Origin of the sequence: Streptomyces sp. PsTaAH-124, from assembly GCF_000373685.1 — a bacterium.
Taxonomy (GTDB): domain Bacteria; phylum Actinomycetota; class Actinomycetes; order Streptomycetales; family Streptomycetaceae; genus Streptomyces; species Streptomyces andamanensis.
This window is the reverse complement of sequence record NZ_KB892166.1, coordinates 92204-117907: the sequence shown is the minus strand read 5'-3', so window position 1 is coordinate 117907 and position 25704 is coordinate 92204. Positions and strand designations below refer to the sequence as shown.

Below are 25704 nucleotides of genomic sequence, written 5' to 3'. Positions count from 1 at the left end.
GCCCGGCCCTCATCCGCCGTCAGGCGCTCACGCACTCACGCACTCACAGCAGTCCGTCCCACATCTGCTCCAGCAGCACCGACCACCAGCTCTCCGGCGAACCGAGCGCCGCCGGGTCCAGGGCGACGAGCTGGGCCTGGAAGTCCACGGTCCAGCGGCCCGCCTGCTCCTGGTTCAGACCGTGCCGCAGCCGCCACATCCGGCCCAGCAGCGCCAGGCAGCGCGCGAACTCCGGCAGCCCGGTGTTCACGAACTGCGGCGGCGCGGACGTACCGCCGGGACCCGCCTCCACCGGCACGGCCACGATGTTCGCCGTGCCGTACTGGACGCAGAGCGCCTTGCCGAAGTCACTGCCCATGACGAGGTACGAGCCCGCGTCCGGGGCCGGCTGCACCCCGCGCTCGGCCGCCAGCTCCGCCAGCGTCGGCACCGGGCGGCCCGGCTGGGCCTGCGCCCAGAAGAAGGGCCCCATGTCCATCGGCAGCCCCGCCACCACCAGCGTGTGCGCCACGACCGGCGGTACGCCCTGGCGGGACACGGCCGCCTGCTCGAACCGGAACACCCCCGGGCCGAAGGCCGCGCCCAGTTCCTGGGCGATGCCCTCCGGCGGGAGCGGCGGCGCGGGCTGCACCGGCGGCAGCGGCGCGCGCACCGGCGCCGGGCGCGCGGGACCGTCCGCCACCTGGTGCAGCTCCCCCTGGTGCGCCAGGAGTTGCCGCATGCCCTGCTGGCGGCTGGCGTGATCGGTGCCGTACGGCGCGATCGAGGTGATCCGGGCCTGCGGCCACTGCTCGCGGATCATCCGCGAGCAGTAGGCGCCCGGCAACTGGCACGACTCCAGCTCCGTGTGCAGCTCCAGCACCTGATCCGGAGGCACGTTCATGCCGCGCAGCTCGTGGAAGATCTGCCACTCCGGGTGCGGGGTGCCCGGCGCCGAACGCCGGATCAGCTGCTGCTCGGAGCCGTCCTGTGCGCGGTAGCGCAGCACGGCCTGGTAGCCGGGACCCACGGTCGGCTGCCCCTGCGGGGGATAGCCGTAGGCCGGGGGCTGCGCGCCGGGCACGGGCGGTCCGGGCACGGGGGGCTGACCCGGCGGCGGGGTCGCGCCCGGGGGCGGGGGCGGCGGCGGGGGCACGGCCGGACCGCCGGGCGGGGGCGGGGCCAGCATGGTCGCCGCGTGGTGCACACCGCCCTGCCCGCCGCCGGGCACGCCGGGCGCACCGGGAGCGGCGGGCGCCTGCGGCGGACCGGGCACGCCCGGCGCGGCGGGGGCGCCCGGCGCGGGCGGCGGCTTGGGCGCGCCCGGGGCACCGGGGGCGCCGGGCGGACCCGGCGGCTGCGGGGCGCCGCCGCCGGTGCGGCCGGGGTCGGCGAGCATCGTGGCGGCGTGGTGGACACCGCCCGGGGGCGTCGTACCGGCGGGGGTGCCCGGAGCACCGGGGGCGGCCGGGGGCTGCGGGGCGGCCTCGGGGCCGTCCGGACCCAGGGACGAGACGAGCTGCGTCGGCGCGTAACCGCCCGGTGCGGCCGGTGCGGCCGGTGCGCCCGGTGGCGGTACGGCGGGGTCCGGGCCGCCCGGACGCGCTCCCGGGGTGCCGGGCGCGCCCGGCGGCGGAGGCGTCGGCGCGGCGGAGTGCCCGCGGCGCGGCGGGGGCCCGGCCTTGCTGGTCGCCGCGTCGGCGATGTCACCGGCGTTGGGCGCGAGCGGGCGCCCGGGGGCGGGGGCCGCGGGGGTGTACGGCGCACCGCCCGGCGGCGGAGGCGGCGGCGTGCCCGGGACCCCGGGGTTCTGCGGATGGCCGTACGGCGCTCCCGCCTGCGGAGGCGGCGGGGGCGGGGGCGTACCGCCCGCGGGCGGGGGCGTGCTGCCCACCGGCGGCGGAGGCGGGACTCCGGGACCCGCCGGAGCACCGGGCGCGCCGGGCGCCGCCGGGTAGCCGTACGACGCGCCGGGCGGCGGGGGCGGAGGCGGCGCCACCGGACCGGCGGCCGGGGACGGCGGGGGCGTGCTGCCCGGAGGCGGCGTGCTCCCCGGAGGCGGCGTGCTGCCCGGGGGTACCGGCGCGGGGGCGCCGGTCGCGTCGAGTGCCGGGGTCACCGCCGTGCGGGGGAGCCGGCTGCCGCCCTCCATCAGCGCCGTCTTGGCGTCGGACGCGGCGGACGGCGGCGGCGGGGTGTCGTCGGCACCGCTCAGCGGCGGTGCGAACACCGTCACGGGCAGCGGGACCGAACGGTCCTCCTCCGCGTCCGCGTTGGTGTCGGTCCCGGCCCACGGGGTGGCACCGGGCGGGACGTCCGGCGCCCCGGGAGCCCCGGGCCCCGCCCCGCCGGCCGCGCCCACCGGCACCCCGGCCTGCGTCTGCGGCAGCGACTCGTCCCGCGCAGGGCCCACGCCGGGACCGGCACCCGCGTCCGCACCGGCACCGGCGGCCGGGCCGCCCGGCGTGCCGCCGCTCTCGCCCCGGCGGTCCGGAATGCCCAGCTTGTCCGCCGCTTCCTGGAGCCATTCCGGCGGACTGAGCAGGAACGACGTCTGGTTCAGGTCCACCCGGGCGGGCGGGGCCGCCGCGGCGGGCTCCGCCGCCGCCTCCGGACGGCCGTACTCCTCCTCGTACCGGCGGATCACCTCGCCCACCGGCAGCGCGGGCCACAGCGTGGCCTCCCCGCTGTCCCGGGCGATGACCAGCCGCTGCCGGCCGCCGTCCGAACGCGGCCCCTCCGCGCGGTCCTCGGCCCACACCACGAAGCCCAGCTCGAACTCCCGTACCCGCACCTCCCGGTGCTGGTACGACGGCACGTCGCCGTTGATCCACTCCTCCGCGCGCTCCTGCGCCTGCGCGTACGTCACCATCGCCGAGTCACTCCCCCACGGAAGAGGCCGGAACGGCATGCGCGAATCCGCCGTCCACCATCAGGTTCGCCACCGTCTCCAGCTCCGGCGGGGAGCCCGCCAGCCGGGACAGGAAGGCGTCGAAGTCCTCACCGCACGGCAGCAGCAGCCGCTCGACGCGCTCCGGCTGCGGCCACGCCGGATCCACGTCCCGTACGTCGTCGTACGCGCAGAACCACACCGAACCGATCCGCTCGCCCTTCACCTTCACCGCGAGCAGCCCGCCCTGGACGAAGCCGACGCCCAGGTAGTCCTTGGTGAGGTGGTCGCGCAAGCACTTGTTGACGTACACGAGGTCGTTGACCGCGGCCTCCTCGCGCACCGTGAAGAACGGCTGGTCGACCAGGAGTCCCAGTTCCGCGTCGAGCGCGGTGCCCACCGGGGCGCAGCCGCCCGCCGCCTTCAGGAAGGAGCGGTAGGCGCCCGGCAGCCGGTACCCGAGGTCCTCCTCGACGCCCTGCACCTGCTGCTCGGAGACCGCGGCGCCGGACTTGGGCAGCCCGAAGTGCGCCGGGCGGGTCTCCTGGAGCGGCCGGGTGCCGCGCTTGGCCTGGTCGACGTTCGCGGTCGCGATCCCGCCGTGGTGGCGCAGCAGCGCCTTCACCTCCACCGGGACCAGTTCGAGGCGGCGGCCGCCCGCCACGTGGTGCCAGGTCCAGCCGTGCGGGGTCGCCACGCTGGGCACCGTGTCCCACAGTTCGTGGCCGGTCGCCGCCAGCGCCGCGTTCGCCGAGACGTAGTCGGTCAGCCGCAGTTCGTCCACGCCGAAGCCCTCCGGCGGGTCCGCGATCTGCGCCGCGGCCCGCGCGTACGGCGAGAAGTCGGGGTAGCCGTGCTCGTCCACCCGCACCCCTCGCGGGTGGCGGGCGGCCCGGACCGGGTCCGGGAAGTGCACGACCTGTCCGGCGTAGGCCGCGTTGGGCGGCGCGGCACCCTGCCCACCACCCCGGCGGCCGGGTGGTACCCCCAGCCCGAGCCGACCTGTCGTCATGGCGGTTGCCCCCTGCGGCACTCTGTACGGCCCGCGGCGGCGGCTTCCTGTGCCGTCCGCCGGGATCCGTATCGACTACTTCTCTCCAACGCGTCGGCCGCGCGAGCGCGGCGTGCCGACAGCCTATGCGGTAGCGCGACACCGGTCACCGGGCCACCGCGCACCGCCCGCACCCGGCCCGGCCGCCGCCGCCCGGCCGGTCCCGGCCGGCCGTGACCTGGCGTCACCCTGCCGTGACGCACCGCCCTCCACCGGGCGTGTCGCGCCGCCCCAGCTTCCACACGGGGCATGCGATTTGGCACTCTGTGTCCTTCGGGGGGATGCTCGGGAGGGGAATGATGATCATGAACGCGACGCAGGCGGGACCGCACACCAGCGGCACCGGCGACCCGCGGATCGGCTGGAGCAGCAGCGAGGGACCGCTCGCGCCCACCCTCCGTCACCGCCGCGACGGCATACTCCCGACCATCGCCGCCGCCCTCTCCGTACGCGGCGCCACCCTCACCGGCACGGCCGCGCGCAGCGAGGAGCCCCCGGCCCTGCACCCGCTCGTCCAGGACTTCCTGGACACGCTCACCAGCGCCCAGCGGGACCGCTTCACCGGCCGCTGCGCCGAGACCATCCTCATCTCGCGGCACATCAGCGCCGTCGACGCCACCCGCAGCAAACGCGCCTCGCGCAAACCCATGACCAACAGCGAGGCCCGCAAAGCGCTCAAACAGGCCAAGCTCACCACCCGCCGCATCCGCGAGGACGGCGACCCGCTGCACGGCAGCTTCGCCGCGCCGTGCCGCGCCTGCACCGCGCTCAGCGCCCACTTCGGCGTCTACATCGTCGATCCCGCCGGCGGCAGGGCCTGACGGCCGCACACCCGACCCGCACGCCTTCCGCCCGCGCACGCCATCCGCGCACGAGACGAACAGGACGAACGAAGGGCCCATGCAAGCCGACCGCCGCGCCGCCGCCAAGCGCCCCACCAGACTCTCGGCGAAGCTCTCCTCCCCGGCCGGACCCGCCGAGCCCGAGGAGGCCCCCGGGACCGCCCGCTTCGCCGCCCCCGTCGACGCCGCCCTGCGCGCCGCGGGCTGGCAGCCCGGACGCTGGGACATAAAGCAGGCGGAGTTCTGGGCCGACGCCCTGCGCGAGCACTCCTCCCCGGCGGGCCACCGGCACAGCGTCTTCCCGGCCGCCGTCGAGGCCTGGGCGGAGTTCGGCGGACTGCGCGTCGCCCCCGCCGGGCCCGGCCGCCAGATCGCCCCGGCCGCGCTCGACCTCGACCCGCTGCACGGCCTCCACCTGGCCCGCACCCTCGGCGACCTCGGCCGCGCCCTGGGCACCGACGTGTGCCCGCTCGGCACGGAGAGCGACACACAGGCGCTGCTCGCCATCGACGCCGAGGGCCGCGTCTACGCCCTGGACCACACCGGCGACTGGTACCTCGGCCCCGGCATCGACCAGGCCCTGACGGCACTGGTCTCCGGCCTGGCACCGGTACGCCTCACCACGGCCGCGGTCTGACCCGACCGGGCGCGGCCGCTCCCGCCGCGGGACCAGGGTCTCGGCACGCGTCCCGGGGCCGACGGCCCGCGGCACGGCTTCCGGGACGGCTCGCCCCGGCCCGCCGTGCCGGGGGCCGCCGCTGACTTCCCGGGCCTCAAATCCCCAGGCCCGTGCGCCCGAGACCGATGGCCGCCTCCGAGCCACCGACGGCAGCCCCGAGCCACGTACAGCCGTCCCCCGATCCCGGTCTCCCTGAACCGGCCCCGGCCCAGGCCCCAGCCCCGCCTACGCCGGGATGACCGCCGACACCCGGAATCCCCCCGCGTCCGTCGGCCCCGACACGAACACGCCGCCCAGGGCCACGACCCGCTCCTTCATACCGAGCAGGCCGTTCCCGCCGGACGGCAGCCCCGCCGCCGACGCGGTCGCGGGCTCGGGCGGCGGGCCGTTCTCCACCTGCATCGCGATCTCCGCGCCCCGGTGCGCCAGCCGCACCCGCGTCTTGGCGCCCGCCGCGTGCTTGTGGACGTTCGTCAGGGCCTCCTGCACCACCCGGTACGCGGTCTGCTCGACCTCCGCCCCGTACGGGCGCGCCTCGCCCTCGACCGACAGGTCCACCACCATGCCCGCGGCGGCCGACTGCCCGACCAGTTCCTCCAGCTCCGCGAGGCACGGCCCGTCGCCGCCCGGCTCACCGGCGGCGCGGGACGCCGCAGCGGCCGCCGCGACCCCCACCGCGACCAGCGGCAGGGCGGCCGGATCGCGCAGCGGAGCGGGGCGCTCGGGCACCTCGCCGCTGCGCAGCACACCCAGCATCTCGCGCAGCTCGGTCAGCGCCTGCCGGCCCATGTCGCCGACCAGCGCCGCGTTCCTGACGGCCTTCTCGGGATCCTTGCGGGCCACCGCCTGCAACGCGGCCGCGTGCACCACCATGAGGCTCACCCGGTGCGCGACGACGTCGTGCATCTCCCGGGCGATCCGGGTGCGCTCCTCGCCGCGCGCCCACTCCGCGCGTTCCTCCGCCCGCTCCGCGAGCAGCTGCAACTCCCGCTCCAGGCTGTCCGCGCGCTCGCGCAGCGACTCCATCAGCCGCCGCCGGGCGCCGACGTACAGGCCCAGCAGCAGCGGGGGCGCGGTGAGTCCGAGCGAGGTGGTGACCGCGGCGAAGGGGACGAACCAGTCGCCGATGGTGAAGTCGCCGCGTGCCATGTCCTGCCGCACCCGCACGAACGTCACGATCATCGTGCCGAGCAGCGACATCCCGGCCAGCGCCCCGATGATCCGCCGCGGCAGCTCGCACGTGGCGAGCGTGTAGAGGCCGACGATCCCCATGAGGAAGCCCATCTGGGCGGGCGTGACGGCGATCGCGACCAGCACGACGGCGATCGGCCACCGCCGCCTGACCAGCAGCACCGACCCGCACAACAGCCCGAAGAGCACCCCCGCGGCGAGCGGCACCCCGGCGTCCCGGGCGAACGGCACCCCCTCCGCCGCGCACTCCGCCGCCGAGGCCAGCGCCAGGCTGCCGTCGAACAGCGCACCGCGCCACCGCGCCCACCACCACGGCCCACTCACCGCCGCGGCGCGCTCTTCCCCCGTCGTGGTCATGTCTCCAGCCTACGGGCGCGCGACGGCGCTTTTCCGGCGAGTTTCGCGTACCCGGATCCGATCACGGCCCGTCATCGGCGCATCGCCGAATCAGTCGATTTCCCTCGAACTGGTGAACATCCCCTGTTCGAGCCCGGAGGCTCCCATTCCGGCCGGACGGTATGCCCATGGCACACGCACAGCACAAGTACGCCGACTTCGAGGGCCTGCGGGAGCGGGCGGTGGCGCTGCGGCGGGCAGGGCTCAGCCGACGGCAGATCCGCGACCGTCTGCACATCGACAACAACGACATCCTCAACCGGCTCCTGGACGGCGAACCGGCCCCCGACTGGACGAAACGCCCGAACGCCAAGGACGACCTGCGGGACAGGGCCCGAGAACTGCGCCTCCAGGGCTGGACGTACGACCGGATCCAGGTGGAGCTGGGGTGCTCCAAGAGCTCGATCTCGCTGTGGGTGCGGGATCTGCCGAGACCGGAGCGCAAGCGCAGCGGCGAGGAGGCGGCGGCCATCGCCCGGAGAGGCTGGGAGGCAACTCTGCGAAGCCGCGAAGAGGAACGCCGCCGCACGAAAGCGGCGGCCGGGGAGACAGTCGGCGACCTGTCCGACCGGGAAGTCTTCCTGGCAGGCGTCGTCCTTTACTGGGCCGAAGGCGCAAAGGACAAGTCATACAGCCGTCGCGAGAGGCTACAGTTCATCAACAGCGACCCGAACGTGATCCGGCTATTCCTCCGCTGGCTCGACCTGCTGGAGGTGGAGCGCGAACGCCTGACCCTACGCGTGAGCATCCACGAGAGTGCGAATGTCGAAGCGGCTGAGAAGTTCTGGGCTGATGTCACTGGCGTGGACGCCACATCGTTCAGCAGGGCAACGCTCAAGAAGCACCACCCCCGTACCGCACGCAAGAACACCGGCGAGGCCTACCGCGGCTGCCTGATGATCTACGTTCGGCAGAGCGCCGAGCTGTACCGTCGCATGGAGGGCGCCTGGTACGGCATAGTAGGAGGCGTCACTCGGCGACCTGACTAAGTGTCCGGTTTGGCCGACATGGTCCCCCGTGGTGTAATTGGCAGCACTGTGGCTTTTGGTGCCATCTGTCCGGGTTCGAGTCCTGGCGGGGGAGCATCCTCGGTTCGGGTCCTGGCTGCACAGCCAGGACCCGCTCTCGTCTCCCCCCTCAACCGCCCCGGTATCCTGCGGATGTCCACCCCACCCAAAAGCCGAAGGGCATCCCGTGAGCGCCATTCGCCCGGCAGCCGTCGTCGTTCTCGCAGCGGGTGAGGGCACCCGTATGAAGTCGGCCACACCGAAGGTCCTGCATGAGATCTGCGGCCGTTCCCTGGTCGGTCATGTGCTGGCCGCCGCACGGGAGTTGAAGCCCGAGAACCTGGTCGTCGTGGTCGGGCACGCGCGGGAGAAGGTGAGCGCGCACCTCGCCGAGGTGGACGCCGCGGCGCGGACCGCCGTGCAGGAGAAGCAGAAGGGCACCGGGCACGCGGTGCGGATGGGTCTCGACGAGCTGGGCGGTGCCGTCGAGGGCACCGTCATCGTGGTCTGCGGGGACACGCCGCTGCTGACCGGGGGGACCCTCGCCGCCCTGGCCGCCGCGCACACCGCCGACGGGAACGCGGTGACCGTGCTGACCGCCGAGGTCCCGGACGCCACCGGGTACGGCCGGATCGTGCGCGACGCCGACGGCGCGGTGACCGCGATCGTGGAGCACAAGGACGCCGACGCGGAGCAGCTCGCGATCCGGGAGATCAACTCCGGGGTGTTCGCGTTCGACGGGCAGCTGCTCGCCGAGGCGCTGGGCCAGGTGCGCACGGACAACAGCCAGGGCGAGGAGTACCTGACGGACGTGCTCGGGATCCTGCGCGGGGCCGGGCACCGGGTCGGTGCTTCGGTGGCCGGTGACCACCGGGAGATCGCGGGAATCAACAACCGGGTGCAGCTCGCCGAGGCGCGGCGGACCCTGAACGACCGGCTGCTGACGGCGGCCATGCTCGCCGGGGTGACCGTGGTGGACCCGGCGACGACGTGGGTCGATGTGACGGTGACGTTCGAGCAGGACGTGATCGTGCACCCGGGCACGCAGCTGCACGGCGCGACGCATCTGGCCGAGGGCGCGGAGGTCGGGCCCGGCACCCGGCTGACCGACACCCGGGTGGGCGCGGGGGCGCGGGTCGACAACACGGTGTCCGTGGGCGCGGTGGTGGGCCCGCAGGCGTCGGTGGGTCCGTACGCGTATCTGCGTCCGGGCACGCGCCTCGGGGTGAAGTCCAAGGTGGGCACGTACGTCGAGACGAAGAACGCGCGCATCGGCGAGGGCACGAAGGTGCCGCATCTGTCGTACGTGGGCGACGCGACGATCGGCGAGTACTCGAACATCGGCGCCGCGAGCGTGTTCGTGAACTACGACGGCCAGGACAAGCACCACACCACGATCGGGTCGCACTGCCGCACCGGTTCGGACAACATGTTTGTGGCGCCTGTCACGGTCGGGGACGGCGCCTACACCGCCGCCGGGTCGGTGATCACGCGTGATGTGCCGCCCGGTTCGCTGGCCGTGGCCCGCGGCCAGCAGCGGAATATCGAGGGCTGGGTGGCGCGCAAGCGCCCCGGGAGCACGGCCGCGAAGGCGGCCGAGGCGGCGTCACCGACGCCGGAGAGCGAAGACTGACCGGAAACAGGCGCGTCGAACACGGCGTACCGTGATAAGTGCACACCCGCACCCCACCAGCTGAGACGGCCTCTCGCGCACGGTTGACACGGTTGACGAGGTCTTCTCGACATCCAGCTGCGTACACCCTCTGAGGAGACAGTGCTGTGACCGGGATCAAGACGACCGGCGAGAAGAAGATGATGTTCTTCTCCGGCCGCGCCCACCCCGAGCTTGCCGAGGAAATCGCCCACGAGCTGGGTGTCGGGGTCGTCCCGACGAAGGCGTTCGATTTCGCCAACGGTGAGATCTACGTCCGCTACCAGGAGTCGGCCCGTGGCGCGGACTGCTTCCTGATCCAGAGCCACACCGCTCCGATCAACAAGTGGATCATGGAGCAGCTGATCATGATCGACGCGCTGAAGCGTGCGTCGGCCCGTTCGATCACGGTCATCGTGCCGTTCTACGGTTACGCGCGGCAGGACAAGAAGCACCGCGGCCGTGAACCGATCTCGGCGCGTCTGGTGGCGGACCTGATGAAGACGGCCGGTGCGGACCGGATCCTCACGGTCGACCTGCACACGGACCAGATCCAGGGCTTCTTCGACGGCCCGGTGGACCACCTGTTCGCGCTGCCGCTGCTGGCGGACTACGTGGGCGCCAAGGTGGACCGCGCCAAGCTGACCGTGGTCTCGCCGGACGCCGGCCGGGTGCGGGTGGCGGACCGCTGGTGCGACCGCCTCGGCGCGCCGCTGGCGATCGTGCACAAGCGCCGGGACAAGGACGTGGCGAACCAGGTCACGGTGCACGAGGTCGTCGGTGATGTGGAGGGCCGCATCTGCGTGCTGGTCGACGACATGATCGACACCGGCGGCACCATCTGCGCGGCGGCGGACGCGCTGTTCGCGCACGGCGCCGAGGATGTCATCGTGACGGCGACGCACGGTGTGCTGTCGGGTCCGGCGGCCGACCGGCTGAAGAACTCGAAGGTGAGCGAGTTCGTGTTCACGAACACGCTGCCGACGGCGAGCGAGCTGGAGCTGGACAAGATCACGGTGCTGTCGATCGCGCCGACCATCGCGAGCGCGGTGCGCGAGGTGTTCCAGGACGGTTCGGTGACGAGCCTCTTCGACGAGCAGTAACGATCATTCCGGCGCCCGGGCGGATCAGCGCGGACCGCCGGAGATCATCAGAGATCACCGGAGATCACCGGAGATCGTTTTGGGTTCGGCCTCCCTCGCCGAGTAGACTGCACCAGTTGCTCGGCGAGGGAGGCCGTAGCCGTTCTCGGACGGATACGGCGGTCCGTTATCGACGCGCTCTTCGTAGCAGGCCGTTCGTGTGGCCGGGTGACCACCATCCCCTAGTTCTACGAGGAGTGAAGAGCATGTCCGAGGTGAAGATCTCCGCCGAGACCCGCAGCGAGTTCGGCAAGGGTGCCGCCCGCCGCGTCCGCCGCGAGAACAAGGTCCCCGGCGTCCTGTACGGCCACGGCACCGACCCGCTGCACCTGACGCTCCCGGGCCACGAGCTGCTGCTCGCCCTGCGTACGCCGAACGTCCTGATCTCGCTGGACATCGACGGCAAGACCAACGAGCTGGCGATCCCGAAGGCCGTGCAGCGCGACCCGCTGAAGGGCTTCCTGGAGCACGTCGACCTGCTGCTGGTCAAGCGCGGCGAGAAGGTCAACGTCGAGATCCCCGTGCACACCGAGGGTGAGCTGGCCGCCGGCGGCAACCTGCTGGAGCACGTCCTGGCCGCGCTGCCGGTCGAGGCCGAGGCCACGCACATCCCCGAGCAGGTCACCGTGTCCGTCGAGGGCCTGGAGGCCGGTGCCTCCGTGCTCGCCAAGGACATCACCCTGCCCAGCGGTGTGACCCTGGCCGTCGAGGACGACGCGGTCGTCCTCCAGGTCCTGGCCGCGCAGGCCGAGGAGGCCGCCGAGGGCGGCGAGGGCGAGGGCGAAGAGGCCGCCGAGGCCTGATCCTCACCCCCCGCGCAGTTCGCCGGCCGCCGCTTCCCCCGTGGGGCGGCGGCCGACGCATACCAAGGAGAGATGGACGTGACCACCCCGGCGACTTCCGCGAGCGCGCCCTGGCTGATCGTGGGCCTCGGCAATCCCGGACCGGAGTACGCCATGAACCGGCACAACGTCGGCTTCATGACGGTGGATCTGCTGGCCGGCCGCATCGGGGGCCGGTTCAAGCGGGCGAGCAAGGCGCAGGCGCAGGTGGTCGAGGGCCGGATCGGCGCGCCCGGACCGGACAGTCGCCGTGTCGTGCTGGTGAAGCCGATGTCGTACATGAACCTGTCGGGCGGTCCGGTGAACGCCCTGCGGGACTTCTACAAGGTGCCGCTCGGCAACGTCGTGGCGGTCCACGACGAGCTGGACATCGACTACGGCACGCTGCGGCTGAAGCTGGGCGGCGGCGACAACGGGCACAACGGCCTGAAGTCGATGACGAAGGCGATGGGCGCCGACTACCACCGGGTGCGGTTCGGGATCGGGCGTCCGCCGGGCCGGATGCAGGTGGCCGACTATGTGCTGAAGGACTTCTCGTCCGCGGAGCGCAAGGAGCTGGACTACTTCGTGGACCGTACGGCGGACGCGGTGGAGTGCCTGCTGGCCGAGGGCCTGGAGCGGGCGCAAAGCGCGTACAACTCCTGACTTGTCCGGCCGCCGCACGCCCAGGAGTTGACCGGTCGTAGGGGCATGGCCAATGATCCCGGCCATGCCTGCCGCCGCCAGCGCCCCGAGTTCCCGTCAGGCCCGTGCCGCCCGCCAGGCCCGCCGGGCCTCCCACGCCGCGCTGCGGTTCGGGCGGGTGGCCGCGATGGGGACGGTCGCGGTGCTGATCCTGGTCGCCGGGGTGTGGGCGTCGTGGAGCACCGCGCCGTACGTGATGCTCACCAAGGGCCGCGAGCACGGGTCGGTCGAGGTGACGCGGTGCGGCGGCGACACGTGCAGTGGCCCGTACACGCCGGTCTCGGCGGGGTCGGCGGCGCGCGGCCGGGTGGAGATCGCGCACACGGTGGCGGTGCGCAAGGGGCGGACGTACAGCGTCGTGGTGAAGCCGGGCACGGACGAGGTGCTGCGGTCGGGCCCGGCCGGGATCCTGTACGCGTGGGCGCCGCTGGGCGGCGCGCTGCTGCTGGCCTCGGTGGTGGTGGCCGGCGGGCTGCGCCGGGTGCGGGCGGCCTGGGTGCTGGCGGGAGCGGGGATCGCGCTGCTGACGGCGGCGTTCGTCGCGTTGTGAGGCGTACGGCGGCGCCCCCGGTCCGTGGGAACCGGGGGCGCCGTCGTGTGTGTGCCGGTCAGCCGGTGTTGCGCAGGCCGGCCGCGACTCCGTTGACGGTCAGCAGCAGCGCCCGCGAGAGCAGCGGGTCGGCCTGCTGCTCCGCCGCCACCGCGTCGCGCTGCCGCTTGAGCAGGGCGACCTGGAGGTAGGAGATCGGGTCCAGATAGGCGTCGCGGATGGCGAAGGTCTGCTTCAGGACGGGTGCGGCGTCCAGGAGTTCGCTCTCGCCGGTGATGCGCAGCACCTCGGCGACGGTCAGCTCGTGCTCCGCCTGGATGGCCTCGAAGACGTGCTTGAGGTGGTCGGGGACGAGCGTGTCGACGTAGTGCCCGGCGATGCGCAGATCGGTCTTGGCGAGCGTCATCTCGACGTTGGAGATGAAGTTGCGGAAGAAGTGCCAGCGCTCGTGCATCTCCTCCAGCACGGTCTCGCCCTCCTGCCGTACGCCCGCCTCGCGCAGCGCCCTGAGGCCGGAGCCGACCCCGAACCAGCCGGGGACGATCTGCCGCGACTGGGTCCAGCCGAACACCCACGGGATGGCGCGCAGCCCGTCGAGTCCGGCGCCGGAGTCGGGGCGGCGCGAGGGCCGGGAGCCGATGTGCAGGTCGGCGAGCTGGTCGACCGGGGTGGAGGCGAAGAAGTACGCGGGCAGGTCGGGGTCCTCCACCAGCCTGCGGTAGGCGGCGTGGGCGGCGTCGGAGACGACGTCCATGGCCGCGTCCCAGCGGGCCAGCGCCTCGCCGGACTGGCGGGGCGCGGTGTGCAGGGCGGACGCCTGGAGGCTGGCGGCGACCGTCAGTTCCAGGTTCTCCCGGGCCAGGGAGGGGATGAGGTACTTGTCGGAGATGACCTCGCCCTGCTCGGTCACCTTGATCTCGCCCTCCAGGGTGCCCCAGGGCTGGGCGAGGATGGCGTCGTGGGTGGGGCCGCCGCCGCGGCCGACGGTGCCGCCGCGGCCGTGGAAGAGGCGCAGCCGCACGCCGTAGCGGTGGGCGACGTCGCGCAGCCGGCGCTGGGCGCGGTGGATCTCCCACTGGGAGGTGGTGATGCCGCCGAACTTGGAGGAGTCGGAGTAGCCGAGCATGACCTCCTGGACGTCCCCGCGCAGCGCGACCAGGCGCCGGTAGGACGGGTCGGAGAGCATGTCCTCCAGGATGGTGTCGGCGGCCTTCAGCTCGTCGGTGGTCTCCAGCAGCGGCACGATGCCGATCTTGGCCCAGCCGGCGTGCAGGTCGAGCAGTCCCGCCTCGCGGGCGAGGACGGCGGCGGCGAAGACGTCGTCGGCGCCCTGGCACATGGAGATGATGTACGACTCGACGACCTCGGGCCCGAAGACGTCCAGGGCCCGCTTGACCGTCTCGAACACGCCGAGCGTCTTCGCGCCCGCCTCGTCGACGGGGGCGGGCGTCGGGGCGAGCGGCCGGCGCGAGCGGAGTTCCTTGGCGAGCAGCTTGGTGCGGTACTCGCGGGGCATGTCGGCGTAGCGCCAGGACTCCTCGCCGAGCCGGTCGAAGAGCTGGCCGAGCGCGTGGTGGTGGGCGTCGGCGTGCTCGCGCACGTCCATGGTGGCGAGCTGGAGGCCGAAGGCGGCCAGGGTGCGGATGGTGCGGGCCAGGCGGCCGTCGGCGAACAGGCCGCCGCGGTGCTCGCGCAGCGAGTCCTGGATCAGCCGCAGGTCGGCGAGGAGCTGGGCGGTGCCCAGGTAGTCGTGGCCGGGCTGGTGCGGGGTGCCCTTGGCCAGGCGCTGCTTGGTGTTGACGAGCTTCTGCCGGATGCAGGTGGCCTTGAGCCGGTAGGGCTCCTCGGCGTTGAGCCGCTTGTAGCGGGGGCTGATCTCGGGCAGGTTCTCCAGGTCCGTTTCGAGGGAGCGCAGGAGTTCCTCGGTGGCGCCGCTGTAGCGGATGGAGTTGGACAGGAAGGCGCGCAGCTCGTCGATGGTGTCGAGGGCGTCGTTGATGCCGTGCTCGTGCTGGAGGATCAGCACGTCCCAGGTGACGGCCGGGGTGACGTTGGGGTTGCCGTCGCGGTCGCCGCCGATCCAGGTGCCGAAGCTCAGGGGCCGGGTCTCGTCGGGGAGTCTGACGCCGACGCGCTCCAGTTCGGCGGTCAGGTCCTCCAGGACGTCGCCGACGGCACCGGCGTGCAGCTCGTCCAGGTAGTAGATGGCGTTGCGGGCCTCGTCGGTGGGTTCGGGGCGGACGACGCGCAGTTCGTCGGTCTGCCAGACGAGGTCGATGTTCTCGGCGAGGCGGGTGTCCAGGCGGCGGCGGTCGGACTCGGCGACCGGGGTCTCCAGGAGGGCGCCGATGCGGCGGAGCTTGTTCAGGACGGAGCGGCGGGCCGCCTCGGTGGGGTGCGCGGTGAACACCGGGCGGACGTTGAGGTGCCGGACCGTCTGGCGCAGGTGCTCGGGGTCGGCGTCCTTGAGCTGGTCGGCGGTGCGGGCCAGCAGGCCGCCCTCGGCGGCGCGGCGGGCGCGCAGCTCGCGGCCGCGGTGGACCTGTTCGGTGACGTTGGCGAGGTGGAAGTAGGTGGAGAAGGCGCGGACCAGCTTGGCCGCGGTCTCCAGTTCGGTGCCGCGCAGCAGTTCGGCCGCTGCTTCGCCGTCCTCCCGGGTGAGGCGGCGCACCTTCTCCACCAGGTCCAGGAGTTCGGGACCTTCCTGCCTCACCAGGGTCTCCCCCAGGAGGTCACCCAGTCGGCGGATGTCGGCGCGCAGCTCGCTGCTGGTCGTCGTCTGGTCGTCGGCACTGCTCACAGGTGCGGCTCCTTGCAGTAATCCGGAGTACGTCGCGCCAGCGACTCGCTGGAAGGGCGGTGGTGGGCGACGGGTGGGCTCTTCTGAGAGGGGACCCGGACGGGTGCCGCGCGGCGGGTGCCGCATACGGGCCGGGCATCCGGGAAGGAATCTTCTTCAGCGGACCGCGCTGTCCGACCGGGCTTCAGTCTAGGTGCCGGGTGGGACGCGCAGGCCAGGGGCTCTTGCCGCGCGGCGACGCACTGCCATACTTACGTCGCCGTAGGTTACGGAACCGTAGGGAGCTGCAAGGTTCCGGGGCCCGCCGCACCTGTCTGAACCCTCGACCCCACAGGGGACGCCCATGACCTCGAGCTCCTCCGACGTGATCGACGACGCCCCGGAGGCGGCCGTCGGCGCGCTGCCCTCCGCCACCCTGGGAGGCGAGCAGAAGCGTTCGATCGAGCAGATCACGCTGCTGCTCTTCATCACCGTCCCGTTCCTGGCGCTGCTCGCGGCGGTGCCGCTGGCCTGGGGGTGGGGGGTGAGCTGGCTGGACCTCGGTCTGCTGGTCTTCTTCTACTTCCTCGGCTGCCACGGCATCACGATCGGCTTCCACCGGCACTTCACGCACGGCTCCTTCAAGGCGAAGCGCCCGCTGAAGATCGCGCTGGCCGTCGCCGGGTCGATGGCGGTGGAGGGGCCGCTGGTGCGCTGGGTGGCCGACCACCGCAGGCACCACAAGTTCTCCGACCACGAGGGCGACCCGCACTCGCCGTGGCGGTACGGGGAGACGGTCCCGGCGCTGATGAAGGGCCTGTGGTGGGCTCATGTCGGCTGGATGTTCGACGAGGAGCAGACCCCGCAGGAGAAGTACGCGCCGGATCTGGTCAAGGACCCGGCGCTGCGGGCGGTCTCGCGCCAGTTCGTGCTGTGGACGCTCACCTCGCTGCTGCTGCCGCCGCTGATCGGCGGTCTGGTGACGATGTCCTGGTGGGGCGCGTTCACCGCGTTCTTCTGGGGTTCACTCGTGCGGGTGGCGCTGCTGCACCACGTGACCTGGTCGATCAACTCCATCTGCCACGCGGTCGGCAAGCGCCCGTTCAAGTCGCGCGACCGCTCGGGCAACGTGTGGTGGCTGGCGATCCTGTCCTGCGGCGAGTCCTGGCACAACCTGCACCACGCCGACCCGACCTCCGCCCGGCACGGCGTGGAGCGCGGGCAGCTCGACTCCTCGGCGCGGATCATCCGCTGGTTCGAGAAGCTGGGCTGGGCGTACGACGTGCGCTGGCCGTCACGCTCGCGTATCGATTCGCGGCGCAACCCGGAGGAAGGCGGCTCCCGGCGCCGGAAGGAAACCGCCGAGGCTGCATGATTGACGCCGTGGCGACCGACTCCAGCACCCCCAGCAACGACAAGCCGCGACGTGCGCGTCGCACCCGGATGACCGGTGCCGAGCGCCGCCAGCAGTTGCTGGAGATCGGTCGCACCCTGTTCGCGGCGAAGGGCTTCGAGGGCACGTCGGTGGAGGAGATCGCGGCGAAGGCCGGGGTGTCCAAGCCGGTGGTGTACGAGCACTTCGGCGGCAAGGAGGGGCTGTACGCGGTGGTCGTGGACCGCGAGATGCGGCGGCTGCTGGACATGGTGACCGGCTCGCTGACGGCCGGCCACCCGCGGGAGCTGTGCGAGCAGGCGGCCTTCGCCCTCCTGGACTACATCGAGGAGTACACGGACGGCTTCCGCATCCTCGTCCGCGACTCGCCCATCCCCCAGTCCACGGGCACCTTCGCCTCCCTGATCTCCGACATCGCCACCCAGGTGGAGGACATCCTGGGCCGCGAGTTCAAGTCCCGCGGCTTCGACTCGAAGCTGGCCCCGCTGTACGCCCAGGCGCTGGTCGGCATGGTCGCCCTGACCGGCCAGTGGTGGCTGGACGTGCGCCGCCCCAAGAAGGCGGAGGTCGCCGCCCACCTGGTGAACCTGGCCTGGCACGGCCTGGACGGCCTGGAGCCCAAGCCGCGGCTGATAGGGCACCGCAAGAGCTGAGATCACTCCGCCGAGTGACATCAATGGCTCACAAGACTAATCTTGTGGCACGATTCGCCCATGACTCAGATTGCGATCAGCGCAGCCCGCTCCCAGCTCGGCGATCTGGTGCGCCGGGCCGCCCACAGCCGCGAGACCATCGCCCTGACGGACCACGGGCATGTGGCGGCGCTCCTGGTGTCCCCGCAGGTGATAGAGGATTTCGAGGACGCCCTGGCTGTCGCGGACTACCAGTTGCGCAAGGCCTCGGGCACGCTGGAGCAGGGCATCCCCCACGAAGAGGTCGGACGCATCCTCGGGCTGCGCCCGTGACCTACCGCATCATCTGGGAACCCGCCGCCACCGACCAGGCAGTCCGTTTCCTGAAGGACGATCCCGTCGGCCTCGCCGCCGTGTACGAGGCTGTCGATGCGCTCGCCGAGTCTCCACGACCAGCCGGTTCCACGGCCTACGGCGTCAACATCCGACGCCTGCGCGTGGGCGACTACCGCGTCCTCTACATCATCGAGGACGAGACGATCCACCTTCTGGTCACGAACCTCGGGCGGACGGCCTGACCGGCTCCAGGAACTCCAGCCGGTTGCCCACCGGGTCCTCGGAGTAGAGGCGGCGGTGGCCCGGGAGGGTGTCGTCCCAGGTGACCGGGGCGCCGTGGGCGGTCAGGCGGGCGGCGCAGGCGTCGAGGTCCGTGACCCGCAGGCCGGGGTGGGCCTTGCGCGCGGGCCGGAAGTCCGCCTCGACGCCCAGATGGAGCTGGACGGCCCCCGCCCGGAACCAGCAGCCGCCGCGCGCGGCCAGGACCGGCGGCTTGGGGATCTCGGTCATGCCGAGGACACCGCCGTAGTACGCCCGCAGCGCGGGCTCGGACCCCGGTGGGGCGGCGAGCTGGACGTGGTCGATCTCGGCGAGCACCGCTCAGCCCTCCTTGACGGCCACGGCGAAGACGCGCCGGAAGGGGAACGGGGTGCCGTGCGGCCCGGCCGGGTACGCCTCGCGCAGCGCGGCCCGGTACTCGGCGAGGAACGCCTCGCGGGCCTCCGGGTCGTCGGCGAGCGCGGTGAGCACGGGCCGCAGCCCGGTGCCCTTCACCCAGTCCAGCACCGGGTCCTCGCCGGGCAGCAGATGCAGGTACGTCGTCTCCCACACGTCCGCCGCGCAGCCGAGGCCGCTCAGCCGCTCCAGATACGCGCCGGGCGTGTCCACGGCGTCGTCGTGGCGCAGGGCGTCGCCGAGCCGGCCGCGCCAGCGGGCGGAGTGGGCGAGGGCGCGCATCAGCCGGTGGCTGGGGGCGGAGAAGTTGCCGGGGACCTGGAAGGCGAAGGTGCCGCCGGGCCGGAGCGCCGCGATCCAGTCGGCGAACCGGGCGGTGTGCCCCGGCACCCACTGGAGGGTGGCGTTGCTGACGATCAGGTCGCAGGGCTCGCCGGGCGTCCAGGTGCGGGCGTCGGCGGGGACGAAGTCGAGCAGGCCGCCGCCTGGGGTGGGGCCCGCGTGCTCCACGGTGGCCCGGTCCAGCATCTCGGGCGAGTTGTCGTACCCCGTGATGCGGGCGGTGGGCCAGCGGCCGGCGAGCAGCACGGTGACGTTGCCGGGGCCGCAGCCGAGGTCGGCGATGCGGGGCGGGTCCGACGGCAGTTCGGGGATCCGGGCGAGCAGGTCGGTGAAGGGGCGGGCGCGGTGCCCGGCGTGGCGCAGGTACTGGGCGGGGTCCCAGGTGGGGCTGTGGCTGTCCTGGGTGCGGTCGGGCGCGGGCATGGCGGCCTCCTTGAGGCTCTCGTCCTGGTCCTCGGTCCTGGCGTTCCCCGGTGTTCCCGGGCGGCACCACATTTTCTCTTGATGCCAAGATAGTTGATATCAAGAGACTTCACATCGACACAACCACTACACTGATCGCATGGAGGACGAGGTCGATCGGCTGGTCGCAGCGTGGCGCCGGGAGCGCCCGGACCTCGACGTGGAACCGCTCGAGGTGCTCAGCCGGGTGAGCCGGCTGGCCCGGCATCTGGACCGGGCCCGGCGGCTGGCCTTCTCCGAGCACAGCCTGGAGCCCTGGGAGTTCGACGTGCTGACCGCGCTGCGCCGCGCGGGCGCGCCGTACCAGCTCTCGCCCGGACAGCTGCTGACACAGACCCTGGTCACCTCGGGCACCATGACGAACCGTATCGACCGGCTGGCCAAGAAGGGCCTGGTCGAGCGGCTGCCCGACCCCAGCGACCGGCGGGGCGTGCTGGTCCGGCTCACGGAGGACGGCCGGGACCGCGCCGACCAGTCGCTGTCCGGCCTGCTGGACCAGGAGCGGGCCATCCTCGGTGAGCTGTCCGCCGCGCAGCGCGGCGAACTGGCCGCTCTGCTACGCCAGTTGACCGCCCCGTTCGACAACATCCCCGGCTAGCTCCCGGCGGGCGGGGCTCAGCTCCGCCGGCCCCACGCCGGCCCTGCGGGCGAGGGCGACCGCGGCCAGGGTGGAGTGCACACCGAGCTTGCCCAGGACGTTCTGCATATGCGTGCGCACGGTGTGCGGGGAGAGGAACAGCCGCTCGGCGACCGCCTTGCGCCCGAGCCCGGCGACCATGCAGCGCAGCACCTCCCGCTCGCGCGGGGTCAGCGACTCCACCAGCCGTTCGCTCTCGGTGCGGTGCTTGCGGGCGGCGGTCAGCTCGCGCAGGACGCCGGTCAGCAGCGCTGGCGGCAGATGCGTCTCGTCGCGCAGCACCCCGCGGATGACGGTGAGCAGCCGGGACAGCGAGCAGTCCTTGGCGACCCAGCCGCAGGCGCCCGCCTGGAGGGCCAGCGCGGCCCGGCGCGGATCGTCCTTCTCGGCGAGGACCACGGTCCGTACGCCGGACTGGGCGGCGCGCACCCCGGCCACCAGGGAGATGCCGTCCACCAGGCCGTCCGCGTTGGCCTCCTGGACGGGGACGGCGGCCCGGCCGCCGGGCACCTTGCCGCCCAGGTCCGCGTCGACGAGCAGCACGTCGTAGCGGCGGCCCTCGGCGGCGGCCCGCTCCAGACAGCGCAGGGCCGCCGGTCCGGACCCGGCCGCCGACACGTCGACGTCCGGCTCGGCGGCCAGGGCCGCGGCCAGGGACTCGGCGAAGATACGGTGGTCGTCGACGACCAGGACGCGTACACGAACCACTGGAACCCCCTTCCCCACGCTCCTGGAGAGCAGGGGATCTCCGTCATCGAGGACGACGGCCGGCCGTGTCCGGGGGCGGCCGCGCGGGCACGACGCCCGGGGCCGCGGGATCCGCACGGCCGCCGCCATGCGGAAGTGCTACCCCCACGCCGGGCGTCGTACCCGGCTGTCTCGCCCCCTGATCGGCGCCGGCCCCCACCGGTACCGCTTCTCAGCGTACGGACGGAGGCCGGGAGGGGAAGCCAATTCGCAGAACTGACCGGCGGGCGCGTCTAGGGTGTGCCGCATGTTTCGTATTGAGGCAGAAGTAGACAAAGAGCGCCGCGATCTGCTCCGCTCCCGCCTCCGCGACGCGAACACGGCCGCCTCGTCCATGCTGGCCGCCCTGCGCACCTCCCCCGGCGCCCACGAACTCCCGCTGCACCTGTGGGCCATGGACGAGTCCGGCGCCCTGGCCGGCGGTCTGGTCGGGCACACCTGGGCGACCTGGCTGCACATCACCTATCTGTGGGTCGACGACCGCCACCGCGGCGCGGGCCTCGGTTCCCACCTGCTGCGCCGCGCCGAACGCATCGCCCGCGACCAGCGCGACTGCTGCGCCGCCCGCCTGGAGACCTGGGACTTCCAGGCCCCCGGCTTCTACCGCCGCCACGGCTACAAGGTGATCTGCGCCCTGCCCGACTATCCGCCGGGCATCACGGAGTACACGCTGGTGAAACCGCTGAGCTGAGCGGGCGGCCCCGTGGTGCGGGCGTCACGCGTGCGCCACCGCCTCCCCCACCGCCCGGTGCACCGCTCGGGCCAGGCGGGCGCCCCAGAGCGAGCGGGGCCCGGCGAAGGGGTGCGGGGAATCGGCGGGGGCGGGCAGACGGGCGGCCACGCAGACGGCGTCGGTGGGGGTGCCGGTGCAGGCGTGACCGGCCTCCAGGAGGGCCTGGACCTTGGCCTCGGTGGCGGTGGTGGCCGCGTTGACCAGGGCGGCGTCGGTCAGCGCGGCGGGGACGGCGACGACGATGTTGATCGTGCCCGGCTGGGCGGGGACGGCGGCGGCCTGTGCCGGGGCAGCGGCCCAGCCGCGGACGCTGATGCCCGCGGTGACGACCGCCTGCGCCCCGCCGTCCTCGGCGCGGGCGTGCCGGGTGACGTCGGCCGCCGTCATCAGGCCGACGCCCGCCCCCCTCAGCCCGGCCCCGGCCGCCAGCTCGGCCAGGTGGCGTTCCGGGTCGGTGCGCCGGTAGCCGTGGGCCACCTGGGCGTTGAGGACCCAGTCGCGCTCGCCGATGCCGCCGCCGAGCACCGCGCTGCTGATCATCCGCCACCCCGGGCCCGCCCGCCACACCAGCGCGTGCAGCCGCTCGCCGTCCTCGGTGCGGGCCAGCAGGCGCGCCGAGCGCAGCGCGGTGGGCGGGGCGGGCACGGGCGGGGCGGTGGACACCGGCGGGACTCCTCGGGACGGGGACCGGCCGATCTTAGGGCCTCTCGTCCGGATCGTGCCGGGCGCGCGTGCCCGCCCCGGACGAAAGTCCCTGGTGCCCTCCGAGTCAGAGCAGCCGTCGCGCCCCCGCCGACGGCACCGCCTCGAAGACGCGCGGCGCGGTGAATCCGGCCTCGGCGAAGGCCGCCTCGACGGCCTCGGTGAGCGCGGCCACGCCGCCCTCCTCGGCGAGGACGATCGCGGAGCCGCCGAAGCCGCCGCCGGTCATCCGGGCACCCAGCGCGCCCGCGGCGAGGGCCGTGTCGACGACCAGGTCCAGCTCCGGGCAGGAGATGCGGAAGTCGTCGCGCAGGGAGGCGTGGCCCTCGGTCAGGACCGGACCGATCGCGCGCGCCCCGGCGGACGACGACAGGAGCGAGATGACGCGCTCCACCCGGGCGTCCTCGGTCACCACATGGCGGACCAGGCGGCGGATCTCCTCCTCGTCGCCGAGCTGTGCGAGCGCCGCGTCCAGGCCCTCGTGGGGCACGTCCCGCAGCGCGTCGACGCCGAGCAGGGCCGCGCCCTTCTCGCAGCCGGCCCGGCGCTTGCCGTACTCGCCGTCGCTGTGGGCGTGCTGGACGCGGGTGTCGACGACCAGCAGGCGCAGCCCCTCGCGGGCCAGGTCGAAGGGGATCTGGCGCTGGGACAGGTCGCGGGTGTCGAGGAAGAGGGCGTGGCCCTCCTCGCAGCAGGCCGACGCCGTCTGGTCCATGATGCCGGTGGGCGCGCCGACGTAGACGTTCTCCGCGCGCTGGCAAAGGCGGGCCAGCTGCCAGCCCTTCAGGCCCAGCGCGTACAGGTCGTTCAGGGCGAGGGCGACGACCACCTCCAGGGCGGCCGAGGAGGACAGGCCCGCGCCGGAGGGCACCGTCGACGTCAGGTGCACATCGGCGCCGGACACCGGGTGACCGGCCTCGCGCAGCGCCCAGACGACGCCCGCCGGGTATGCCGTCCAGCCGTCGTCGGTGCCGGGCGCCAGATCGGCGACGCGCAGTTCGACGGGGCCGCCGGGCACGTCCGCCGAGTGCAGCCGCAGCACGCCGTCGTCGCGGCGGGCGACGGCGGCGAGCGTGACGTGCGGCAGGGCGAACGGCATCACGAAGCCGTCGTTGTAGTCGGTGTGCTCACCGATGAGGTTGACGCGGCCGGGGGCCGCCCACACTCCCTCGGGCGCGGTGCCGTACAGCTCGGCGAACCCGTCCCGGACCTGCTGTGCCCCCACTACTGCTCCCTTGCGATGTGCTGCGCGAAGCGCCAGGCGTCCGCGACGATGCCCGCGAGGTCCGCGCGGGACGGGTTCCAGCCGAGCCGGTCGCGGGCGGCGTCGGCCGAGGCGACGAGCACCGCCGGGTCACCGGCCCGGCGCGGGGCCACGGCCTCGGGGATCGGGTGGCCGGTGACCCGGCGGACGGTCTCGACGACCTCGCGGACGGAGAAGCCGTTGCCGTTGCCCAGGTTGCAGATCAGGTGCTCGCCCGCGGTGGCGGCGTCCAGCGCGAGCAGATGGGCCTCGGCCAGGTCGGCGACGTGGATGTAGTCGCGTACGCAGGTGCCGTCCGGGGTCGGGTAGTCGTCGCCGAAGACGCTGATCGCCTCGCGGCGGCCCTGGGCGACCTGGAGGACCAGCGGGATGAGGTGCGACTCGGGCGCGTGGCGCTCGCCGTAGGCGCCGTAGGCACCGGCCACGTTGAAGTAGCGCAGGGAGACCGCGCCCAGGCCGTGCGCCGCCGCCTCGCCGGTGATCATGTGGTCGACGGCGAGCTTGGAGGCGCCGTAGGGGTTGGTGGGCTTCGTCGGGGCGGTCTCGACGATCGGGGTGCGCTCCGGCTCGCCGTAGGTCGCGGCGGTCGAGGAGAAGACCAGCTTCCGCACCCCGGCCTCGCGCATCGCGGCGAGCAGCGCCATGGTGCCGCCGACGTTGTTGTCCCAGTACTTCTCCGGCTTCACCACCGACTCGCCGACCTGCGAGAACGCCGCGAAGTGCAGCACCGCGTCGAAGGAGGGGTCGAGCCACTTGGCGGCGTCGCGGATGTCGCCCTCGACGAAGGCGGCTCCGGCGGGCACGCCCGCGCGAAAGCCCGTCGAGAGGTTGTCGAGGACGACGACCTCGTGGCCGGCCTCCAGCAGATGCTGGGCGACCACGCTTCCGACGTAACCCGCACCACCCGTGACCAGGTACTTCCCGCTCATCAACTCGCTACCTCTCGCAATCGCTGGGCCGCGCGCTCCGGGGGCACGTCGTTGATGAAGACGTTCATGCCGGACTCGGAGCCCGCGAGGAACTTCAGCTTGCCGGAAGTACGGCGGATAGTGAAAAGCTCCAGGTGCAGGGCGAAGTCCTCGCGGACCACGCCGTCGAACTCCTCCAGCGCGCCGAACGGCGCCTGGTGCCAGGCCGCGATGTACGGCGTCGGCTGTCCGCCTCCGGTGCCTTCCCCGCTGTCCCCACCGTCGAAGATCCGGTCGAAGCGCCGCAGGAGTTCCAGATAGACCTGGGGAAACTCGGTGCGCGCGGCCTCGTCCAGGCCGAGCAGGTCGGGGACGCGGCGCTTGGGGTAGAGGTGCACCTCGTAGGGCCAGTGCGCGGCGTACGGCACGAAGGCCGCCCAGTGCGCGGTCTCCAGGACGACGCGCTCACCGGCCAGTTCGCGGGCGAGGACCGCGTCGAAGAGGTTCTCCCCGCCGGTGGCGTCCTTGTGGGCGGCCAGCGAGCGCAGCATCAGCGCGGTGCGCGGGGTGGTGAACGGGTAGGCGTAGATCTGGCCGTGGGGGTGACCGAGCGTCACACCGATCTCGGCGCCGCGGTTCTCGAAGCAGAAGACCTGCTCGACGGAGGGCAGATGGGACAGCTCCGAGGTGCGGTCGGTCCAGGCGTCCAGGACCAGCCGGGCCTGCTCCTCGTTCAGCGCGGCGAAGGAGGCGTCGTGGTCGGAGGTGAAGCAGACGACCTCGCAGCGGCCCGAGTCGCCCGCCAGCGACGGGAAGCGGTTCTCGAAGACGGCCACGTCGTAGGAGGAGTCGGGGATCTCGGTGAGCCGCTCGCCCCGCGTCGGGCACAGCGGGCACTCGTCGGCCGGCGGATGGTAGGTGCGGCCCTGGCGGTGGGAGGCCACGGCGACCGCGTCGCCGAGCAGCGGGTCCCGGCGGATCTCCGAGGTGGTGACGGTCGGCTCCAGCGGGCGCCGGTCGACGGCGTCGCGCACGGTGTCGTCCCGCAGGTCGTAGTAGATCAGCTCACGACCGTCGGCCAGCCGGGTCGAGGTCTTCTTCACTGGCGGACTCCCTGTTCGTCCGAGCCCCGGGCCGCACCCGGCACTCGGTCACCCACCCAACATAATCAAACATAACACATCACAACC

At 73.3% G+C, this 25704-nt stretch carries 25 protein-coding genes and 1 tRNA gene; 15 read left to right on the top strand and 11 right to left on the bottom strand.

Going from position 1 to position 25704, the window contains the following annotated elements; translation table 11 throughout:
* Positions 1 to 43: 43 nt before the first annotated feature.
* Together B086_RS0113395 and B086_RS0113390 are read right to left on the bottom strand one after the other, a co-directional pair.
* Entirely contained in the window at positions 44 to 2851 is a 2808-nt protein-coding gene (locus B086_RS0113395) for an SUKH-4 family immunity protein (protein ID WP_018566924.1), read from the bottom strand.
* A 7-nt stretch (positions 2852 to 2858) separates the two neighbouring features.
* Complete coding sequence (locus B086_RS0113390) at positions 2859 to 3881, bottom strand: SMI1/KNR4 family protein (RefSeq protein WP_026252385.1); 1023 nt, start codon at positions 3879 to 3881, stop codon at positions 2859 to 2861.
* Positions 3882 to 4216: 335 nt separating this feature from the next.
* Here B086_RS0113390 and B086_RS0113385 point away from each other — a divergent pair, with 335 nt between their 5' ends.
* Both B086_RS0113385 and B086_RS0113380 read left to right on the top strand, forming a co-directional pair.
* Positions 4217 to 4741 carry a YwqJ-related putative deaminase gene (locus tag B086_RS0113385; RefSeq protein ID WP_018566922.1) on the top strand — a complete coding sequence of 175 codons (525 nt, stop codon included), beginning with the start codon at positions 4217 to 4219 and terminating at the stop codon, positions 4739 to 4741.
* A gap of 79 nt (positions 4742 to 4820) precedes the next feature.
* Positions 4821 to 5399 carry an SUKH-3 domain-containing protein gene (locus B086_RS0113380; protein ID WP_018566921.1) on the top strand — a complete coding sequence of 193 codons (579 nt, stop codon included), beginning with the start codon at positions 4821 to 4823 and terminating at the stop codon, positions 5397 to 5399.
* Positions 5400 to 5666: 267 nt separating this feature from the next.
* On the opposite strand, the gene B086_RS0113375 is transcribed toward B086_RS0113380, so the two are convergent.
* Positions 5667 to 6989, bottom strand: coding sequence for a sensor histidine kinase (locus tag B086_RS0113375; RefSeq protein ID WP_018566920.1), 1323 nt, complete (start codon positions 6987 to 6989; stop codon positions 5667 to 5669).
* Positions 6990 to 7156: 167 nt separating this feature from the next.
* Here B086_RS0113375 and B086_RS0113370 point away from each other — a divergent pair, with 167 nt between their 5' ends.
* The 7 genes from B086_RS0113370 (at position 7157) to B086_RS0113340 (ending at position 12904) form a co-directional block, all read left to right on the top strand.
* Positions 7157 to 8017: a hypothetical protein gene (locus tag B086_RS0113370; RefSeq protein ID WP_026252384.1), complete on the top strand. Its 861-nt coding sequence runs from the start codon at positions 7157 to 7159 to the stop codon at positions 8015 to 8017.
* Between the two features lie 22 nt (positions 8018 to 8039).
* Positions 8040 to 8111 (top strand) — tRNA-Gln (locus tag B086_RS0113365).
* Positions 8112 to 8222: 111 nt separating this feature from the next.
* The gene (gene glmU / locus B086_RS0113360; RefSeq protein WP_078531078.1) at positions 8223 to 9668 is read left to right on the top strand and encodes a bifunctional UDP-N-acetylglucosamine diphosphorylase/glucosamine-1-phosphate N-acetyltransferase GlmU; all 1446 of its coding nucleotides are present in this window, start codon (positions 8223 to 8225) and stop codon (positions 9666 to 9668) included.
* 146 nt (positions 9669 to 9814) lie between these two features.
* Positions 9815 to 10789: a ribose-phosphate diphosphokinase gene (locus B086_RS0113355; RefSeq protein ID WP_018566917.1), complete on the top strand. Its 975-nt coding sequence runs from the start codon at positions 9815 to 9817 to the stop codon at positions 10787 to 10789.
* 245 nt (positions 10790 to 11034) lie between these two features.
* A complete protein-coding gene (locus B086_RS0113350; protein WP_018566916.1) occupies positions 11035 to 11631 on the top strand; it encodes a 50S ribosomal protein L25/general stress protein Ctc in 597 nt (198 codons plus the stop codon).
* A 72-nt stretch (positions 11632 to 11703) separates the two neighbouring features.
* Positions 11704 to 12315, top strand: a complete 612-nt coding sequence (gene pth / locus B086_RS0113345; protein WP_018566915.1) for an aminoacyl-tRNA hydrolase — start codon at positions 11704 to 11706, stop codon at positions 12313 to 12315.
* Positions 12316 to 12367: 52 nt separating this feature from the next.
* Positions 12368 to 12904: a hypothetical protein gene (locus tag B086_RS0113340; protein WP_018566914.1), complete on the top strand. Its 537-nt coding sequence runs from the start codon at positions 12368 to 12370 to the stop codon at positions 12902 to 12904.
* A 58-nt stretch (positions 12905 to 12962) separates the two neighbouring features.
* Here the strand turns inward: B086_RS0113340 and ppc are convergent, their stop codons facing one another.
* Positions 12963 to 15704 (bottom strand): phosphoenolpyruvate carboxylase, encoded by a 2742-nt coding sequence (gene ppc / locus B086_RS0113335; protein ID WP_018566913.1) that lies wholly within the window; start codon positions 15702 to 15704, stop codon positions 12963 to 12965.
* A 343-nt stretch (positions 15705 to 16047) separates the two neighbouring features.
* Here ppc and B086_RS0113330 point away from each other — a divergent pair, with 343 nt between their 5' ends.
* Genes B086_RS0113330 through B086_RS0113315 form a run of 4 tightly spaced genes read left to right on the top strand, consistent with a single transcriptional unit; the run spans position 16048 to position 18286 of the window.
* Entirely contained in the window at positions 16048 to 17058 is a 1011-nt protein-coding gene (locus B086_RS0113330) for an acyl-CoA desaturase (protein ID WP_018566912.1), read from the top strand.
* On the top strand, positions 17055 to 17729 hold the full coding sequence (locus B086_RS0113325; RefSeq protein ID WP_018566911.1) for a TetR/AcrR family transcriptional regulator: 675 nt from the start codon (positions 17055 to 17057) through the stop codon (positions 17727 to 17729). The genes B086_RS0113330 and B086_RS0113325 overlap by 4 nt, the downstream gene beginning before the upstream one ends.
* Before the next feature lie 60 nt (positions 17730 to 17789).
* Complete coding sequence (locus B086_RS0113320; RefSeq protein ID WP_018566910.1) at positions 17790 to 18041, top strand: type II toxin-antitoxin system Phd/YefM family antitoxin; 252 nt, start codon at positions 17790 to 17792, stop codon at positions 18039 to 18041.
* Positions 18038 to 18286, top strand: coding sequence for a type II toxin-antitoxin system RelE family toxin (locus tag B086_RS0113315; RefSeq protein ID WP_018566909.1), 249 nt, complete (start codon positions 18038 to 18040; stop codon positions 18284 to 18286). Before B086_RS0113320 ends, B086_RS0113315 begins: the two co-directional genes overlap by 4 nt.
* On the opposite strand, the gene B086_RS0113310 is transcribed toward B086_RS0113315, so the two are convergent.
* Entirely contained in the window at positions 18261 to 18641 is a 381-nt protein-coding gene (locus B086_RS0113310) for a VOC family protein (RefSeq protein ID WP_018566908.1), read from the bottom strand. The two genes, B086_RS0113315 and B086_RS0113310, sit on opposite strands and share 26 nt — an antisense overlap.
* Before the next feature lie 3 nt (positions 18642 to 18644).
* Complete coding sequence (locus tag B086_RS0113305; protein WP_018566907.1) at positions 18645 to 19484, bottom strand: trans-aconitate 2-methyltransferase; 840 nt, start codon at positions 19482 to 19484, stop codon at positions 18645 to 18647.
* Positions 19485 to 19623: 139 nt separating this feature from the next.
* Between B086_RS0113305 and tamR the strand changes: the two genes are divergently transcribed.
* Complete coding sequence (tamR, locus tag B086_RS0113300; protein ID WP_018566906.1) at positions 19624 to 20121, top strand: MarR family transcriptional regulator TamR; 498 nt, start codon at positions 19624 to 19626, stop codon at positions 20119 to 20121.
* On the opposite strand, the gene B086_RS0113295 is transcribed toward tamR, so the two are convergent.
* Positions 20080 to 20868: a response regulator transcription factor gene (locus B086_RS0113295; protein ID WP_018566905.1), complete on the bottom strand. Its 789-nt coding sequence runs from the start codon at positions 20866 to 20868 to the stop codon at positions 20080 to 20082. The genes tamR and B086_RS0113295 overlap by 42 nt on opposite strands.
* Before the next feature lie 286 nt (positions 20869 to 21154).
* On the opposite strand from B086_RS0113295, the gene B086_RS0113290 reads away from it, so the two are divergent.
* Positions 21155 to 21598, top strand: coding sequence for a GNAT family N-acetyltransferase (locus B086_RS0113290; RefSeq protein WP_026252383.1), 444 nt, complete (start codon positions 21155 to 21157; stop codon positions 21596 to 21598).
* A gap of 24 nt (positions 21599 to 21622) precedes the next feature.
* On the opposite strand, the gene B086_RS0113285 is transcribed toward B086_RS0113290, so the two are convergent.
* The 4 genes from B086_RS0113285 to galT form a co-directional block, all read right to left on the bottom strand.
* Positions 21623 to 22303, bottom strand: coding sequence for an adenosylcobinamide amidohydrolase (locus tag B086_RS0113285; protein WP_018566903.1), 681 nt, complete (start codon positions 22301 to 22303; stop codon positions 21623 to 21625).
* Between the two features lie 106 nt (positions 22304 to 22409).
* Positions 22410 to 23567: a galactokinase gene (gene galK, locus B086_RS0113280; RefSeq protein WP_018566902.1), complete on the bottom strand. Its 1158-nt coding sequence runs from the start codon at positions 23565 to 23567 to the stop codon at positions 22410 to 22412.
* Positions 23567 to 24535 carry a UDP-glucose 4-epimerase GalE gene (gene galE / locus B086_RS0113275; RefSeq protein ID WP_018566901.1) on the bottom strand — a complete coding sequence of 323 codons (969 nt, stop codon included), beginning with the start codon at positions 24533 to 24535 and terminating at the stop codon, positions 23567 to 23569. The genes galK and galE overlap by 1 nt, the downstream gene beginning before the upstream one ends.
* Positions 24535 to 25617 carry a galactose-1-phosphate uridylyltransferase gene (gene galT / locus B086_RS0113270; protein ID WP_018566900.1) on the bottom strand — a complete coding sequence of 361 codons (1083 nt, stop codon included), beginning with the start codon at positions 25615 to 25617 and terminating at the stop codon, positions 24535 to 24537. The genes galE and galT overlap by 1 nt, the downstream gene beginning before the upstream one ends.
* Positions 25618 to 25704: the final 87 nt, after the last annotated feature.